This is a genomic window from Pseudonocardia sp. ICBG601 (assembly GCF_020496245.1).
In genome coordinates, this window is record NZ_JAHLJA010000043.1 from 62,230 (window position 1) to 77,673 (window position 15,444).

Genomic DNA, 15,444 nt, shown 5'->3' on the forward strand with positions numbered 1-15,444 from the left:
GACCGGGGTGGTCCGTCCGCTCGTCGAGGCCGTCGTGGGGGTCCGCATCGACCACGGGTACCCCCCCTGTGCGGGATTACATCCGCCGGCAGCGGGGAACGGACCGCCATGACGGTCGGACGTGTCCTGCACCGGGCCGGGTTGCGCGGTGCCCAGCTCCAGTGGTTCTCCCTCGGCTCGGTGGGCTTCGCCATCGCGCTGTGGCTGCGCGCGAAGACCGTGGACCAGGACGAGCGCGGCAACGCCGAACGCCGCGCGATCTTCGTCGGCCTGTGGCCGTCGATGTTCTGGCTGATCGGCGACGCGATGCGGCGCGAGGAGAAGGGCGCTCGGTCCTGAAGCGCCCCGGCCCCGAGGACCGTCGCGCCGACCTGGACGGGCTCGCCGCACGCGGCGTGAACTTCGACGACGCCGAGACCCCCACCGACTCCCACGACCCGCGCTGGCACGTCGACCACGGCCGGGCGCTGGTCGGCACCGAGCCGCCCGGTGACCCGGTGCCCGACGGCCCCTGGGAACGCGCCTGCGCGGTGCTGCGCGACTACCAGTTCACCGCCCCGAACCGGCTGCGTGGCGTGTTCCGCCCGGCCGACCCGCTGCTGGGCCGCGACATGCTGCTGGAGGGCCGGTTCGGGCCGATGCGCTTCCACCTCGGCGTCCGGGTCACCGGGCTGGTCGACGAGACCGTCGACGGTCGGCGCGTCTGGGGCTGGACCTACGAGACCCTGCACGGACACCTGGAGGAGGGCCGGCTCACCTACGAGGTGGTCAAGGACCTCACGACCGGCGACGTCGAGTTCGTCATCCGCGCGTTCTCCCGGCCCGCGCACATCCCGAACCCGCTGTTCCGGCTCGGCTTCGGGCTGTTCGGCCGGGCGGTGCAGCTGGAGTTCTACCATCGGGCCGGGCAGCGAGTGCGTGAGCTCGTCGCCGGCGCGGCGGCGGGCAGGCCGCTGCCGCAGCCGCTGCCGGGTGCCGACGGTGTGACCGTCGCCCCGCAGAACGCCGGACGGCACTGGACGGACCCGTTCGCCGTGCTCGTCCGGCATCCGGGTGTCTGACCCGGGTGCCCGACCCGGAGGGAACCTGCAGATGGACGACCCGATCCGGCGGCCGAACCCGTTCCGCTGGGTGGCCTACGCGTTCGGCGCCCGGCTGCCGGCCCGCAACCGGCGCTGGGTGCTCCACGACGTCACCACCCGCACCTGGGTGCTGCGCCACCTCGTCCGCACCACGGTCCAGCTGATCCCGCTGCTGGCCCTGCTCTACCTGGTGGTGCCCGGCCCGCCGTGGGTGCGGCTGGGCGCCATCGCCTCGGGCGCGGTGATCGGCTACTTCTACTCGGCGGTCTACACGGTCGAGGCGTGCGAGACCCGGGTGATGAAGGCCGGCTACCCGGTGGGGGCGGCCGCGGCGACCCGGGAGGCGCGCCGCGCCGAGCAGCACGTCGACGCCCGGCTGCGGCACGACCGGGAGTTCGGGGCGGACCGCGAGCGGGACGACCGCCGGGGCTGAGCGGCCGCCGGGGCTGAGTGGCCGCCGCGGTGCGCCCCGGTCGCGCTCACGCCGCGCCGCCGGGCCGGGCCCGTCCGGGTCGACGCCCACGTCGGGGCACGGGTGTGTGCCACGATGACCGGCGTGGAGCCCGACCTCGACCCGGTGTTCGCCGCGCACGATGTCGCGGTGGCCTACCTGTTCGGGTCGCGTGCCGCCGGTACCGCCCGCCCGGACAGCGACCACGACGTCGCGGTGCTGTTCGCCGGCGTCCCCTCCCCCGTGGCCACCGAGCTGCTCGCCGGCGACCTCGCCGCCCTGCTCGGGACCGGGGTCGACGTCGTCGACCTCGCGCGGGCCGGCCTCGAGCTGCGGGGACGGGTCGCCGAGTCGGGCCGGCTCCTCTACAGCGCCGACGAGGTCGCGCGGGTCCGCTTCGAGGTGGACGCCCGGATGCGCTGGATCGAGTTCCGCCCCGTCCTGGAGGAGACGACCCGGTCGTTCCTCGCCCGTGTCGCACGGGAGGGGTTGCGCTGATGGTCGACACCGACCGCGTCCGTCGCTTGCTGGTGATGCTGGAGCGCTACCGAGACCTGCTCGCCGAGGACGCACCCGACCCGTTCCGACGTCGTCACCTGGTGCAGACGGCCGCGCAGATCTGCATCGACCTGGCCAACCACGTCATCGCCGCCGACGGCCACCGGACACCCCGGGACTACGGCGACGCCTTCCGCGTCCTCGCCGAGGTCGGAGTGCTCGACGACGGTCTCGCGGGCCGCATCGCCGCCCTCGGCGCCTGACCCCGTGCCCGCACGCCTACCCGGCGGGGCGGCCGCGGCACCCCGGGAGGTGCGCCGCAGCTGACCGGTCGCGGTCACGCCGCGCCGTCGAGGACCGCCCGGTGCTCCTCGGTGAGGTGCAGGTCCCGGGCGTCGAGGGCCTCGTCCAGCTGGGCGGTCCGGCTGACCCCGACCAGCGGCCATGCCGGTCCGACGGCGAGCTCGCCCGCGAGCCCGGTCCGGCCGTGACCCCCGGTCATGATCCAGGCGAGCACGACCTGGTTGCGGGTGGCGCCGGTGTCGGCGGCGACGGCGTCGAGCGCGGCCAGCCGTGCGGTGGTGCCGGGGTGGTCGTAGGCGTCGGGCAGGGCGCGGTCGGTGCGGGTGAGCGCCCCGTTGACCAACGGCGTGTAGGCCCACAGGGTCAGGCCCTCGGTCGCCGCGTGGTCCGCCGCGCCGGCGTCGAGCAGCATGTGCCCGGAGTCGGGCAGCGCCGCGCCCGGGCGCGGGAGCACGTAGGAGTGCCGGTACTGGACGGCGTCGAACGCGGCGACGCCCTGCGCCGCGGCGGCCGCGCGGGCCCGCTCGACCCGCCACGACGCGTGGTTGGACGCGCCCAGCCGCGCCGCCAGCCCGTCGGTGACCAGGGCACCGAGCGCGGCGACCGTCTCGTCGAGGTCGGTGCCGCGGTCCTCGACGTGCGCCCAGAACAGGTCGACCGACCCGACGCCGAGCCGGTCCAGGCTGCCCCGTGCGGCGGTGCGGACCGCGGCGGCTCCGAGCCCGCCCCGCACCCCGGTCTTGGTGGAGATCCGGACCTGCTCGCGGACGCCGGGCCGCGCCGCGAGCCACGCCCCGAGCACCCGCTCGCTCGCCCCGGGCTCCCCGGCCGGGTCGTTCCAGAACGCGTAGACGTCGGCGGTGTCGAGCCAGACGCCGCCGCGCTCGACGAAGCGGTCGAGCAGCGCGAACGAGGTGGCCTCGTCGACCCGGGTGCCGAAGTTCATGGTGCCGAGCACCGGCTGCGGTGTGGTCGCGGGAGTCATGCCCCGAGGATCCGGCCCGGCGCGCGCCGCGGTTCACGCGGGTACCCACCCCGACACGTGCCGGTACCCCGGGCCGACGCGCGGCACCCACCGTCGGAGTGTCGCACGGCGGCCCGGGGCGCCGGGGGTGGGATCAGGGGATGACGACCGGACCGGTGGTCGGCGCCGGGTCGTCGGCCCAACGGTGCCCGGTCTCGCGCGGGGTGACGCCGTCCTCGGTCCACGCGGCCAGCAGCTGCGCGACCTTGGCGTGCATCACGGTGCGCAGCCGGTCGAAGGAGTTCTGCGGGTCGTCGTCGACCTCGCCGAGCAGCAGCCACCAGGCCCAGGCGACCGCACCGGCGTTCGCGACGAAGTCCGGCAGCACCGGCACCCCGCGCGCGGCGAGCATGGCCTCGGCCTCCGGGGTCGTCGCGGCGTTCGCGGCCTCGACGATCACGCGGGCGCGGACGTCGTAGGAGTTGTCCGGGGTGATCGCGTAGGAGATCGCGGCCGGCACCAGGATGTCGACCTCGGCCGACAGGATCGCGGTGCGCGGGAGCTGCTCGACGCCGGCGGGCAGCCGGGTGCGGTCGATCTCGCCGTAGCCGTCGCGCAGGTCCAGCAGCGCGGGCACGTCGAGCCCGTCCGCGCAGTGCAGGGTGCCCGCGGCGTCGGCCAGCGTGGTGACCTTCATCCCCGCCTCGTGCAGGTAGTAGGCGGCCGCACCACCCATCGTGCCGACGCCCTGGATCGCGACCGTGGTGTCGGCCGGGATCTGGCCCCAGGACACCGCGGAGGCCAGGCAGGCGTGCGCGACGCCGTAGCCGCCGATCACGTCGCCCAGCTCGAACCCGCCGTCGACCTCGGCCTTCAGCCCGGTGCGGACCCGCTCCAGGGTGGCGGCCGGGTCGGCGGCGCGGCTGATCGCGGCGTGGTAGCTCTGGCCGAGGCCGAGCTTCTCGAAGACCTCGTCGATCAGGTGCTGCGGGACGCCGAGGTCCTCCGCGGTCACCCAGTGCGCGTCGATCCAGGGGCGCATGGCCTCGCAGAAGCGCTGCAGCACCTCGACGGCGCGCGGGTCCTTCGGGTCGAAGTCGATGCCGCCCTTGGCCCCGCCGATCGGCAGGTCGAAGGTGGCGGTCTTGTTGGCCATGCCGCGTGCGAGGTCCTCGACCTCGGACAACGTACAGCCGGCCCGCATCCGGGTGCCGCCGGTGGCGAGCCCTGCCCGCAGGGTGTGCACGACCAGGTAGCCGACGGCGCCGGTCACGGCGTCGTTCCACTGCAGGCGCATGTAGGGCTCGGGACGGCGGACGACCGGGGCGACGGTGGGCGCCGGGGCGCCGGGGACGTAGGGGGCGGCCGTGGCCGCCGTCTGCGGGGTGCCCCCGGCCGGGTTCTGCATCGTCGTCATGGCGACCCACCTCCTGCTCGTACTGCACCGGTCGTCGCCACCAGGGGCCGTTCCGGTCTCGTCGACATCGCGGACCTCGTCGTCCCCCCGGCGGCAGTCGTTCCCGACCGGTGGCCCCAGGTTGCGGGCGCACCGGGCTCCGCGTCCATTTACGGATCATTCACGCCGCTGTTCACCGTTCCTGCACAGCGCAATAGGCTCGGTCGCATGGAGCTGTCCCTGTCCCGGCTGCGCATGCTGCGCGAGCTGCACCGGCGGGGAACCATCACGGCGGCGGCGACGGCGCTGCACTACACGGCGTCGGCGGTGTCCCAGCAGCTCGCGCAGCTCGAGCGCGACGTCGGGACGCGGCTGTTCGAGCGGAGGGGGCGCCGGGTCCAGCTCACCGACCTCGGTGTCCTGCTGGCCGAGCACGCCGAGGAGATCCTCGCCTCGGTCGAGCGCGCCACCCAGGCGCTGGAGGAGGCGGGCGAGACCGTTGCGGCGAAGCTCACCGCCGGGGTGTGGGCCTCGGTCGCCTCGGGTCTGCTGCCCGACGCGCTGACCGCGCTGGCCCGCACCCACCCCGGTGTCGAGGTCCGCACCCGCGAGCTCGCCCCGGAGGAGACCGCGGCCGCGGTGCGCGACGGCGAGCTCGACCTGTCGTTCGTCATCGACTACTCGAACTACCCGATGACGTGGGACAAGGGCCTGGAGCGGGCGGTCATCGCCGTCGAGCGGGTCTACGCGGCGGTGCCCGCCGGGGCGGTGCCCGCCGCGAGCGTGATGCTGGCGGAGCTGGCCGAGCACCCGTGGATCGTCTCGCCCGCCCGGTCGCACTTCGGTCAGGCGGCCCGCCTGGCCTGTCAGAGCGCGGGCTTCGAGCCGCGGATCGACCACGAGGTCGAGGAGCAGGCCACCGCCATGGCGATGGTCGCGGCCGGGCTCGGTGTCACCCTGGTGACGGACCTGGGTCTGGCGCTGCGCCCGCCGGGGGTCGACATCGTCGCACTCGGCGACGCCCTCACCCGCACGGTGTCGCTGGCCTACCGCACCACCACCGCGCGCCGGGCCGCGGTGCCGCTGGTGATCGAGGCCGTCCGGACCGCGGCGGCGCAGAAGGGGCTCGGCGCCGACGCCCCGATCCCGGTGCAGCCGGAGTCGCTCGGCCTGACCTGACCCCGTTCCGCAGCGGAATCCGCGGGCCGGTCGAACCGTTTCCGCCGGGGTTCCGAAGAACGGTTGTGCTGACCGAGAACCGGACCGAGGGAAACGGGCCCCTGGTCCTTCCGTCGCGTTCCGTGGCGATCCTGGTGGAACTGCTGGCGATCGCTGCGGCGGTGGCGTCGGGGCACCTCGTGGCGGCCCTGGTGGCGCCGGCGTCGTCACCGTTCGTGGCGGTCGGCGACGCGGTCGTGCGGCTCTCGCCGCAGCCGGTGGTGGAGTTCGCCAAGTCCGCGTTCGGGACGGCCGACAAGCCGGTCCTGCTCGCCGGCATCGGTGTGCTGCTGGTGCTGCTCGGCGCACTGGCCGGGCTCGCGGCGCGCCGGCAGGCGGTGGTGGGGACCGCCGCGGTCGCCGTGCTGGGGCTGCTCGCGGTGGCGGCGGTGCTGACCGGGCCGGTGCCGACCGCGACCGACCTGGCCGCGCCGGTCGTCGCGCTGGTGGTGGGTGTGGCGGTGCAGCGGGGGCTGGACGGCCTCGCCCGCCGTCCCGGCACCACCCGCACCGGGGACGGCGGCGCCGGTGACGGTGACGGTGTCCCCCGGCGCACCGTGCTCGCCGGGGCGTCGGCGGCGGTCGCCGCCGGGACGCTCGTCGTGGGCGGGACCGGCCTGGCGCTGTCCTCCGCCGGCAGCGGGATCGTGGCCTCACGGGCCGCGCTGACCGGCAGGCTGGCCGCGGCGACGCTCGCCGAGACCGCGCCGCCGGTGCCGGCCTCGGCCGCGTTCCCCCAGCTCGGGACCGTTCCGTTCGTGACCCCGAACGCCGACTTCTACCGGATCGACGTCGCCCTGACGATCCCCGCGGTCCGGGCCGAGGACTGGTCGCTGCGGGTGCACGGCCGGGTCGGGCGCGAGCTCGTCCTCACCGTCGACGACCTGCTGCGACGTCCGCTGGTCCAGCGGACGATCACGATGACCTGCGTCTCCAACACCGTGGGCGGGAACCTGGTGTCCACCGCGGACTTCGTCGGCGTCGAGCTGGCCCCGCTGCTGCTGGAGGCCGGCGTCGACCCGGCCGCGGACCAGATCGTCTCCACCAGCCGCGACGGCTGGACCGCGGGCACCCCGACCGCGACCGTGCTGGAGCCCGGCCGCGGCGCGCTGCTCGCACTCGGCATGAACGGCGAGGCGCTGCCGGTCGAGCACGGGTTCCCGGTCCGCATGGTCGTCCCGGGGCTCTACGGCTACGTCTCGGCCACCAAGTGGCTCGCCGACATCGAGCTGACGACCTTCGCCGAGCGCAGCGTCTACTGGCGCGACCGCGGCTGGGCCGAGCGCGCCCCGATCAAGACCCAGTGCCGCATCGACGCCCCGGTCGGGTTCTCCCGGCTGCCGGCGGGGCGCGTGCAGGTCGCCGGGGTCGCGTGGGCGCAGCCGGTCGGGATCACCGCCGTCGAGGTCCGCGCCGACGACGGCCCGTGGGTCCGCGCCGAGCTGGCCACCGAGGTCAACCCGAACACCTGGCGGATGTGGCGGGCCGAGCTCGACCTCTCCCCCGGCAGCCACACGCTCACCGCCCGCGCCACCGACCGCCGCGGGCTCGTCCAGACCGACGTCCGTGTCGACCCGATCCCGGACGGTGCGACGGGGTGGCCCAGCACCATCGTCACCGTCGTCTGAACCGATTCCCGAGCCGTCGAAAAAAGATCCGGAAATCTTCCGGAACACCCGAACCGCCCGGCCCCACGACCCGAACAATCAATCGACAGTCCATGTAGGACAGACAGTTTCCTCGAAAGGGAATCCAGCCATGCGCGCTTCTCGCACCCTCGCCACCGTCGGTCTGCTCGCCACCCTGTCGCTCGGCCTCACCGCCTGTGGCGGCGGCAGCGACACCGCCGCCCCGCCGGCCGCGGCCCCGGCCACCTCCTCGGCACCGGCAACCACCGCCGCCGCCGACGGCGTCACCACCAACGCCGACGTCTTCGGCCCGGCCTGCAGCCAGCTGCCGCAGGGCAACGAGCCCGGCTCGCTCGACTCGATGGGCCCGCAGCCGGTCGCCACCGCCGCGAGCACCAACCCGCTGCTGACCACGCTGGTCACCGCCGTCGGCAAGGTCCCCGGCCTGGCCGACACCCTGAACCAGCAGAAGGGCATCACCGTCTTCGCCCCGGCGAACGACGCCTTCGCCGCGGTGCAGAAGCAGCTCGGCGAGCAGAAGTTCAACGCCCTGCTGGCCGACACCAGTGCCCTGCAGGGGCTGCTCTCCTACCACGTGACCCCCGAGCGCCTGGACGCCGCGGGCATCGTGGAGAAGAAGACCCTCACCGAGCTGGCCGGCGGCGACCTCACCATCGGCGGCACCCCCGAGGCCCCCACCGTCACCGACGGCCAGGGCAACACCGCGAACATCCTCTGCGGCAACATCCCGACCGCGAACGCCACCGTCTTCGTGATCGACAAGGTCCTCATGCCCAAGAGCTGACGACCGCCGCACGACACGACGGGCCCGGGGTGCGAACCCCGGGCCCGCCGTCGTACGAACACCCTGCTGTCACGACGGACGTGGCGCATCGAGATCGAACCGGGACCCGGTGAGCGCACCCTGCGCGTGCGCGCGACCGAGCGGACCGGCACGGTGCAGACGGAACGGGAACACGGCTCGATCCCCGACGGCGTGACCGGCCTGCACACGGTGCCGGTCGCCGCCGTCGGACGGACGGCCCGGTCCCGCGCCGCGCTCCCCCCGCCGAGTCGATCCGGAAGTCGATGCACCCCTCAGACCGCTCCGCCCCGTCGCCCGTCTCCCGTCGCCTGGTGGTCGCGACCCTGGTCGCCGGACTGCTGGCGGGGTTGTTCGCCGTGCTGGTGCCGTTCGCCCCCGTCGACACCCGCACGACGACCGTGTCCTGGCCGCGGGCGGGCGAGCGGCCCACGTCGACGACGGCGGCGTTCCAGCCCGCCGCGCCGGAGGCGGTGCGCGTCGAGGTGCCCTGCCGGGTGCTGCGCGCCGCGCAGGCCCGCTCCGCCGGCACCGGGGCCGCGACGACCGTCGTCGGCTCGGAGCGGCCCGGTGCCCCGGGGACCGGGTTCGCCGTGCTCACCGGGGCGGGCGGGGAGCTGCGGGTCCAGGTCGGCGGCCGCGAGCTGCTGCGCGCGCCCGTCCCGTCCGGCGACGCCTGCGGGCTGGTCCTCGACACCGACGAGGCCGGGTCCCGGGTCACCCTCGGCGACGACGCCCCGCGCGCCTTCCCCGGCTATGTCGTGCGCGCCGTGGCCGCGTTCGGCACCCAGCTCTCCCCCGCCGACGCCGACGGGCTGCGGGTCACCGCGCGGACCGCGGACTGGTTCGCCGCCGCCTCGTCGCCGGCCAAGACGGCGCTGCTCGGGCTGCAGTGGCTCGCCGCCGCCGTCGCCGCCGTGCTGCTGGCACGTCTGGCCGGTGACCGGTTCCGGCGCCGCCGCCGCACGGCCCGGGTCCGGCGGGCCCGCCTGGCCGCGGTGGGCACCCCGGCCGGGATCGGGCGGGCCGCCGCGGACGTGCTCGTCGTCGCCACGCTGGCGGGGTGGACGGTGCTAGGGCCGCTGTCGACCGACGACGGCTTCACCGAGGCCATCGCGCGCAACGCGACCGGCACGGCGACCGGCGACTTCGGCAACGTCTACCGCTGGGGCAACGCCTCGGAGGCGCCGTACACGCTGGTGATCCGGCTGGTCCGGGCGCTGGCCGAGACCGGTGTGGGGCCGTTGGTGCTGCGTGTGCCGTCGGTGCTCGCCGGGATCGCGGTGTGGCTGCTGCTGTCGCGGGTCGCGCTGCCCGCGGTGCTGGCCCGCCACCACCGACGGGCCTGGGTGCGGGGCACGCTCGGCGTCGCACTGCTGGCGTGGTGGCTGCCGCTGAACCTCGGGGTCCGCCCCGAGCCGTTCGCGGCGCTCGCGACGACCGCGGCGCTGTGCTGTGCGCTGCGCGCCGCCGCCCGGCCGGGGCTCCGCGGCGGACGTGGACCGCGGCCGCGGCGCTGACCGCGGGGCTGGCGCTGGCGGTGACGCCGTCGGCGGTGACCGTCGCCGGTCCGCTGGTGCTGCTGCTGCCCGCGCTGTGGCGGCGGGTCGTCCGCCACGGCGGCGGGGGGATCGCCGTCGGGGTGGCGGCGACCGTCGCCGCGGCCGGGATCGCCGCGGCGGGGCTCACGCCGGTGTTCACCGGGCAGAGTCTGTACACGGTCGCGCGGGCCACGCAGATGCACCAGTTCTACGGTCCGGCCACACCGTGGTTCCAGGAGCTGCGCCGATGGGACTACCTGCTCGGATTCGGCACCGAGCAGGGCGGCCTCGGCCGCCGGGTGCCGGTGCTGCTCGCCATCGCCCTGCTGGTCGCGGCGCTGCCGCTGGTCGCCCGCGGCGCGCACCGGTGGGGTCCCGGTCTGCGGTGGACCCCGGTGCCGCTGGTCGGGCTCGCACTCGGGTTCGTGCTGCTCACCCCGGCACCGTCGAAGTGGACCCACTACTTCGGGACGCTCGCCGGGACCGGGGCGCTCGCCGCCGCGGCGGGGGTGGTGCTGGTGGTGGCCGCGGCCCGGCGGCCCGGCGACCCGACCGTGCGCGGCGCGGCCGCCGCCGGGACCGTGGCGGCGGCTGTACTCGCCGCGCTGGCCTTCAGCGGGCGCAACGAGTGGTTCCTGTGGTCCGGCTGGGGTGTGCCGCGCGCCGACGGCCCGTTCACGCCGCTGGACTCGCCGCTGGTGTGGGCGCTGGTGGCGCTGGCGGTGCTGGTCGTGTCGGCCGCCGCGGTCCACCGGGCGGGCCGACGAGCAGGTCTGCTGGCAGGTCGACGGGCGGATCACGGACGGCACCGGACCGGGCGGGACTGCGTGGCCCGGGCCGCGGCGGCACTGCCCGCCGGGGTGGTCGTGGTGGCCCTGCTCACCGGGGTGTCGGTGGTGGTGGCGTCGTTCGTCGTCGCCCCGGTGCGCCAGGGCGGGGGCTACAGCGTCGGCGGACAGCTGTGGAGCGAGCTGACCGGCCGCGACACCTGCGGGATCCTCGACCACGTCACGGTCGGGGTCGACGGGGGCGCGCTGCCCGCCGCGGGCGGCGCCGACACGCTCACCGGGTTCACCGAGGGCCGTGGCTGGGTCGACGCCCCGCCGCGCGGCGGGCTCGCCTGGGGCAGCCTCGACGGCGGAGCGGGCACCACCGGCGAGCTCCGGACCCGCTGGTTCGCCGTCACACCGGGGCCACCGGACCGGGTGCTGTCGGTCGACGTCGCCGGGCGGACCGGGCAGGGCAACACCCTGGAGCTGGAGTACGCCTGCGCCGGTTCGCCGGGCCCGGACGGCCAGGTGTCGTTGGACGACACCGCGACCGGCGCCCGCGGCACCTACCCCGCCGAGCGGGTGCAGGAGGCCGTGCCGCTGGACCGGTCGGGCTGGCGCACCGTGCGGGTGCCCGTCTCCGCGTTCCCGGCGGACGTCGACCGGGTGCGGCTGCACGCCGTCGACACCACCGTCGGGCCGGGCGGCTGGGTGGCCGCCGCCGCCCCGCGGGTGGTCACCTCGGCGCCGGTGGTGCCGATGCTGCGCGACGCCGACGGGCCGGTCTACGTGGACTGGTCGATCCTCTGGGCGGCGCCCTGTCTGCGCGACCTGCCCGCCGTCCGGGCCGGTCTGGTGCAGACCCCGCGCTACCTGGTCCTGGGCCCGTCGTCGCTGGGGTTCGCCGTGGACGTGTCCTTCGCCGACGTCGCCGGGGGCAGCTTCGCGGCGATGCGCCGCACCACCACCGAGCAGGTCGTCGCGACCCGGATCGACACTGCCGACGTCCCGGGCCAGGCCGACTGGGGTGCGGTCGTCCGGATCGACACCGACCTCGCCGTCGACGCCTACGACGTCAGCTCGGTCCCGGTGCGCCGTTGGGGCTGGGAGGGCGACCGGAGTCCGATCGGGTACCCCGCCCTCCCGGTGCCCTGACCCCCGTGGGTCGGGGATGTGTCCGGACACATCCCGCCGCAGGTCCATCCGGTGGACGGCTCCTTGCTCCGGACCGGGTATCGCGATCGAATCATGCGGTGATGCGCACCCTGCTTGAGCCGTTCTGGCCCGGTCGGCGCATCGTCGCGTTCGACGAGCTGTGTCGGTGGGCCGCGTAGCGACCCCCGGGCCGCCGCGTGGCCGCCCCGTGCATCGCGCGCGGGTACGACGCCCGCGTCACCGACCACCACTCCGGAGGACCCCGTGTCCGTCACCGACGAACTGCTCGAGAACAACACCCGCTACGCCGAGAGCTTCTCCGGCCCGCTGCCGCTGCCGCCGGCACGCAAGATCGCCGTCGTCGCCTGCATGGACGCCCGGCTCGACGTCTACCGCATCCTCGGCCTGGCCGAGGGCGACGCCCACGTCATCCGCAATGCGGGCGGCGTCGTCACCGACGACGAGATCCGCTCCCTGACGATCAGCCAGCGGCTGCTGGGGACCGAGGAGATCATCCTCATCCACCACACCGACTGCGGGATGCTGACCTTCACCGACGACGCGTTCAAGGCCTCGATCCGCGACGAGACCGGCATCAAGCCGCAGTGGGCCGCCGAGGCGTTCGACGACCTCGACGAGGACGTCCGCCAGTCGCTCGCCCGGATCCGGACCAACCCGTTCATCCCGCACACCGACGCCGTCCGCGGCTTCGTGTTCGACGTCGCGACCGGGCGGCTGAACGAGGTGAAGTAGGCCCGCCGCACCGCCCGTGCGGTCGTCGCACCCGTCGCGGCGGGTGCGACGACCGCGGCCCGGGTGCGACCGTCGGCGGGCCGCCACCGGGGCCGCGGGGGTCAGGACGGCAGCAGCACCAGCACTGCCGCGCCCGGTGCGCCGGCCTCGCCCAGCAGGTAGGCCGTGCGCTCGACACCGCCCAGGCGTACCCGGGGCCGCCCGAACGCGCCGACCCCGCGGCACTCCCACAGCGGGGCCCGCTCCGGGGCCTCGGCGTGCAGGACGTCGCGGACCCCGCGGGTGCCCGGGGCGGCCGGGTCGAGGTCGGAGGCCATCCGGAACCTGCGGTGCAGTGCGGTGAGCAGCTCGTCGGGGTCGGGGCCGATCCGGGCACGGGCCGCGGGGTCGGCGGCCAGCTGCCACAGCACGTGCCGGCGTCCCGGGTGCCCGTCGGCCGGGCGGCCGATCGCGGCCTCCCAGGCGTCGTTCACCGCGACGACGCCGAGCTGGGCGTCGAGCAGCGCCGCCGGGTCACCGGGCCAGCTCGCGAGCACCGGCAGCAGCTCCTCGGGCGCCGTCGCCGCCGGGGCCGCGCCGTCGCGGGACAGCCGGACCAGGTGTGCGACCCCGGGGGCGTCGATGCCGAGCACCCCGCCGACGGCGGCGAGCACCTCGTCCGAGGCGGTCACCCGGCCCTGTTCGAGCCACGTGTACCAGGTGAGACCGACCCCGGCGAGCGCCGCGACCTCCTCGCGGCGCAGCCCCGGCGTGCGGCGCCGGCCGCGGTCGGGCAGACCGACCGCGGCCGGCGCGACGCGCTCACGGTAGGAGCGCAGGCAGGCGCCGAGTTCCCGGCGGCGGTCGGTCGTCGTCGTGGGCCGCACACGCGCCGACGCCGATCCTGTCACCACGGGTACCCCCATCGGTTCGCTCCTGGTCCGGTCCCGGCCGCCGGCGGACGGTGGACCCCATGATCGGTATCGGTGTCAACCTCGCGGCCGGGCTCGATGATCCCCCACCCGCGAACCTGGTCGAGGAGATCGTGGCGCGGGCGCGGGTGGTGGCCGCCGCCGGGCTGCGCACGGTGTGGCTGCCCCAGGGGTACGGGGCCGACACGCTCACCCTGTACGCCGCCGTCGCCCGCGAGGTCCCCGACGTCGAGCTGGGCGCGTCGGTCGTCGTGGTGCAGCCGCGGCACCCGCGGGTGCTGGCCGCGCAGGCGCTGACCGTGCAGGCGGCGTCCGGTGGGCGGCTCACGCTCGGTCTCGGGGTGAGCCACCCGGGATTGCTGGAGGTGTACGGCATGCCGTTCACGCGGCCGGTGGCCGCGCTGACCGACCACCTCGACGTGCTCGCCCCGCTGCTGCGCGGCGAACGGGTCCCCGGCTCGTCCGGTCCCGGGTCGGACCCGGCGGACACGGCGGTGCCCGGCGCCACGCCCGAGGTCCCGCTGCTGCTCGGTGCGCTGGGCCCGCGGATGCTGCGGCTGGCGGGTGAGCGGACCACGGGCACCATCACCTTCCTCACCGGGCCGCGGACGATCTCCGAGCACGTCCGGCCGCTGCTCGACGCGGCGGCCGCCGGACGGCCGTCGCCGCGGGTGGTCGTCGGGGTGCCGGTGTCGGCGACGACCGCACCGGACCGGGTGCGGGCAGCGGCCGCGGTCGACTACGCGGACTACGCCCGGCTGCCGTCCTACGCCGGGGTGCTGGAACGGGAGGGGCTGGGCTCCCCGGGCGGGCTCGTCGTCGCCGGGGACGAGGACACGATCGCGGCCGGGATCGCCCGCTACGCCGACGCCGGCGCCACCGACCTGCTGGTCAGCCCGCTGGGCGACGCCGCCGAGCGGGCCCGCACCGTGGCCGTACTCGGCCGGATCGCGCGGTCCTGAGCAGTACCGCGCCCGGGCGGTGGCCGTACGCCGGCTGCCCGGTGGCGCCGTGGCGCGCGCTCCCTCGCCCGCCGAGATGCGACCCAGCGGGCGCACGGGGTCACTCCGCGCCCCCTGAGCTGCATCTCGGCGTCTCCCCCGGGTCCGCCGGGACGCGACGGGCGTGCCGCGTCCCGGCGGGCGGGGATCAGGCGACGCGCGGTCGGCGGCGCAGCGCCGTGCGGGCCGCCGCGAGCTGCTGGGCCACCTCGGCGGTGATCAGCTCGGCGTGCAGGGCGTCGTTGACGGGGTCGCCGCCGCCACGCAGCGCGCGGTGGCGCCGCACGAGGGCGTCGAGCCCGTCGAGCAGCTGGGTACCCGGATCGGTGGTGGGCAGGGTCGGAACGCTCATGGGATGTCTCCTGGTGACGTGGCTGTCGGGGTCGATCGGCCGCGACGACACAGCGTCGAGGAGATCCGCACGTAGTCGATGTGACGCCGCCGGGACAGGACGGTGCGGGTCACGACACCACCCCCGCCCGTCTACCGGCGATCGCAGCGAGCAGCTCTGCGGTGTACTCGTCCTGCGGATCGTCGAACAGCTCCGCGGTGGGCCGCAGCTCGCGGAGCCGTCCGTCGCGCAGGACGCCGGTACGGTGCGCGACCCGCCGCACCACGGCGAGGTCGTGCGAGATGAACAGGTAGGACAGGCCGTCGCGCTGCTGCAGCTCGGCGAGCAGCTCCAGCACCTGGGCCTGCACCGAGACGTCGAGCGCGGACACCGGCTCGTCGGCGACGACGAGGTCCGGCGAGAGCGCGAGAGCGCGGGCGATCGCGACCCGCTGGCGCTGTCCCCCGGACAGCTCCTCGGGCCGCCGGTCGAGCACCCCGGCCGGCAGCGCGACCCGGTCGACGAGCTCCGCGGCCCGGTCGGCCTGCTCGGCGGCCGACCCGACGGAGAACGCCCGCAGCGGCTCGGTGACGATCTCGCGGACGGCGAACCGGGGGTC

General features: G+C 75.9%; 17 protein-coding genes. 12 read left to right on the forward strand and 5 right to left on the reverse strand.

Annotated elements, in window-relative coordinates:
* Positions 1 to 108: 108 nt before the first annotated feature.
* From KPL57_RS15890 to KPL57_RS15910, 5 genes are all read left to right on the forward strand, one after another.
* Entirely contained in the window at positions 109 to 339 is a 231-nt protein-coding gene (locus KPL57_RS15890) for a hypothetical protein (RefSeq protein WP_226352209.1), read from the forward strand.
* Entirely contained in the window at positions 273 to 1,061 is a 789-nt protein-coding gene (locus KPL57_RS15895) for a DUF1990 family protein (RefSeq protein ID WP_226352210.1), read from the forward strand. Before KPL57_RS15890 ends, KPL57_RS15895 begins: the two co-directional genes overlap by 67 nt.
* Before the next feature lie 31 nt (positions 1,062 to 1,092).
* Entirely contained in the window at positions 1,093 to 1,515 is a 423-nt protein-coding gene (locus KPL57_RS15900) for a DUF5313 family protein (RefSeq protein WP_226352211.1), read from the forward strand.
* A gap of 114 nt (positions 1,516 to 1,629) precedes the next feature.
* Positions 1,630 to 2,031, forward strand: coding sequence for a nucleotidyltransferase domain-containing protein (locus KPL57_RS15905; RefSeq protein WP_226352212.1), 402 nt, complete (start codon positions 1,630 to 1,632; stop codon positions 2,029 to 2,031).
* The gene (locus KPL57_RS15910; RefSeq protein ID WP_226352213.1) at positions 2,031 to 2,294 is read left to right on the forward strand and encodes a DUF86 domain-containing protein; all 264 of its coding nucleotides are present in this window, start codon (positions 2,031 to 2,033) and stop codon (positions 2,292 to 2,294) included. Before KPL57_RS15905 ends, KPL57_RS15910 begins: the two co-directional genes overlap by 1 nt.
* A 74-nt stretch (positions 2,295 to 2,368) precedes the next feature.
* On the opposite strand, the gene KPL57_RS15915 is transcribed toward KPL57_RS15910, so the two are convergent.
* Both KPL57_RS15915 and KPL57_RS15920 read right to left on the reverse strand, forming a co-directional pair.
* Complete coding sequence (locus KPL57_RS15915; protein WP_226352214.1) at positions 2,369 to 3,319, reverse strand: aldo/keto reductase; 951 nt, start codon at positions 3,317 to 3,319, stop codon at positions 2,369 to 2,371.
* A gap of 133 nt (positions 3,320 to 3,452) precedes the next feature.
* On the reverse strand, positions 3,453 to 4,595 hold the full coding sequence (locus KPL57_RS15920; RefSeq protein WP_226352223.1) for a Glu/Leu/Phe/Val dehydrogenase dimerization domain-containing protein: 1,143 nt from the start codon (positions 4,593 to 4,595) through the stop codon (positions 3,453 to 3,455).
* A 327-nt stretch (positions 4,596 to 4,922) separates the two neighbouring features.
* Between KPL57_RS15920 and KPL57_RS15925 the strand changes: the two genes are divergently transcribed.
* From KPL57_RS15925 to KPL57_RS15950, 6 genes are all read left to right on the forward strand, one after another.
* Positions 4,923 to 5,873 (forward strand): LysR family transcriptional regulator, encoded by a 951-nt coding sequence (locus tag KPL57_RS15925; protein ID WP_075307351.1) that lies wholly within the window; start codon positions 4,923 to 4,925, stop codon positions 5,871 to 5,873.
* 122 nt (positions 5,874 to 5,995) lie between these two features.
* Complete coding sequence (locus tag KPL57_RS15930) at positions 5,996 to 7,540, forward strand: molybdopterin-dependent oxidoreductase (RefSeq protein WP_226352215.1); 1,545 nt, start codon at positions 5,996 to 5,998, stop codon at positions 7,538 to 7,540.
* Positions 7,541 to 7,670: 130 nt separating this feature from the next.
* Complete coding sequence (locus KPL57_RS15935; protein ID WP_075307353.1) at positions 7,671 to 8,345, forward strand: fasciclin domain-containing protein; 675 nt, start codon at positions 7,671 to 7,673, stop codon at positions 8,343 to 8,345.
* 332 nt (positions 8,346 to 8,677) lie between these two features.
* The gene (locus KPL57_RS66560) at positions 8,678 to 9,883 is read left to right on the forward strand and encodes an arabinosyltransferase domain-containing protein (RefSeq protein ID WP_308252892.1); all 1,206 of its coding nucleotides are present in this window, start codon (positions 8,678 to 8,680) and stop codon (positions 9,881 to 9,883) included.
* Positions 9,814 to 11,829, forward strand: coding sequence for an arabinosyltransferase domain-containing protein (locus tag KPL57_RS66565; RefSeq protein ID WP_308252893.1), 2,016 nt, complete (start codon positions 9,814 to 9,816; stop codon positions 11,827 to 11,829). Before KPL57_RS66560 ends, KPL57_RS66565 begins: the two co-directional genes overlap by 70 nt.
* A gap of 264 nt (positions 11,830 to 12,093) precedes the next feature.
* Positions 12,094 to 12,582, forward strand: a complete 489-nt coding sequence (locus tag KPL57_RS15950; RefSeq protein ID WP_226352216.1) for a carbonic anhydrase — start codon at positions 12,094 to 12,096, stop codon at positions 12,580 to 12,582.
* Positions 12,583 to 12,683: 101 nt separating this feature from the next.
* Here KPL57_RS15950 and KPL57_RS15955 read toward each other — a convergent pair whose 3' ends face one another.
* On the reverse strand, positions 12,684 to 13,487 hold the full coding sequence (locus KPL57_RS15955; protein WP_226352217.1) for a helix-turn-helix domain-containing protein: 804 nt from the start codon (positions 13,485 to 13,487) through the stop codon (positions 12,684 to 12,686).
* A gap of 47 nt (positions 13,488 to 13,534) precedes the next feature.
* Between KPL57_RS15955 and KPL57_RS15960 the strand changes: the two genes are divergently transcribed.
* Positions 13,535 to 14,455 carry a TIGR03564 family F420-dependent LLM class oxidoreductase gene (locus KPL57_RS15960; protein ID WP_043276436.1) on the forward strand — a complete coding sequence of 307 codons (921 nt, stop codon included), beginning with the start codon at positions 13,535 to 13,537 and terminating at the stop codon, positions 14,453 to 14,455.
* A 187-nt stretch (positions 14,456 to 14,642) separates the two neighbouring features.
* Here KPL57_RS15960 and KPL57_RS15965 read toward each other — a convergent pair whose 3' ends face one another.
* Both KPL57_RS15965 and KPL57_RS15970 read right to left on the reverse strand, forming a co-directional pair.
* Positions 14,643 to 14,846 carry a hypothetical protein gene (locus KPL57_RS15965; protein WP_020622181.1) on the reverse strand — a complete coding sequence of 68 codons (204 nt, stop codon included), beginning with the start codon at positions 14,844 to 14,846 and terminating at the stop codon, positions 14,643 to 14,645.
* Positions 14,847 to 14,955: 109 nt separating this feature from the next.
* Positions 14,956 to 15,444 (reverse strand): ATP-binding cassette domain-containing protein (locus KPL57_RS15970; protein WP_226352218.1); only part of this gene is annotated, 489 nt, incomplete at its 5' end.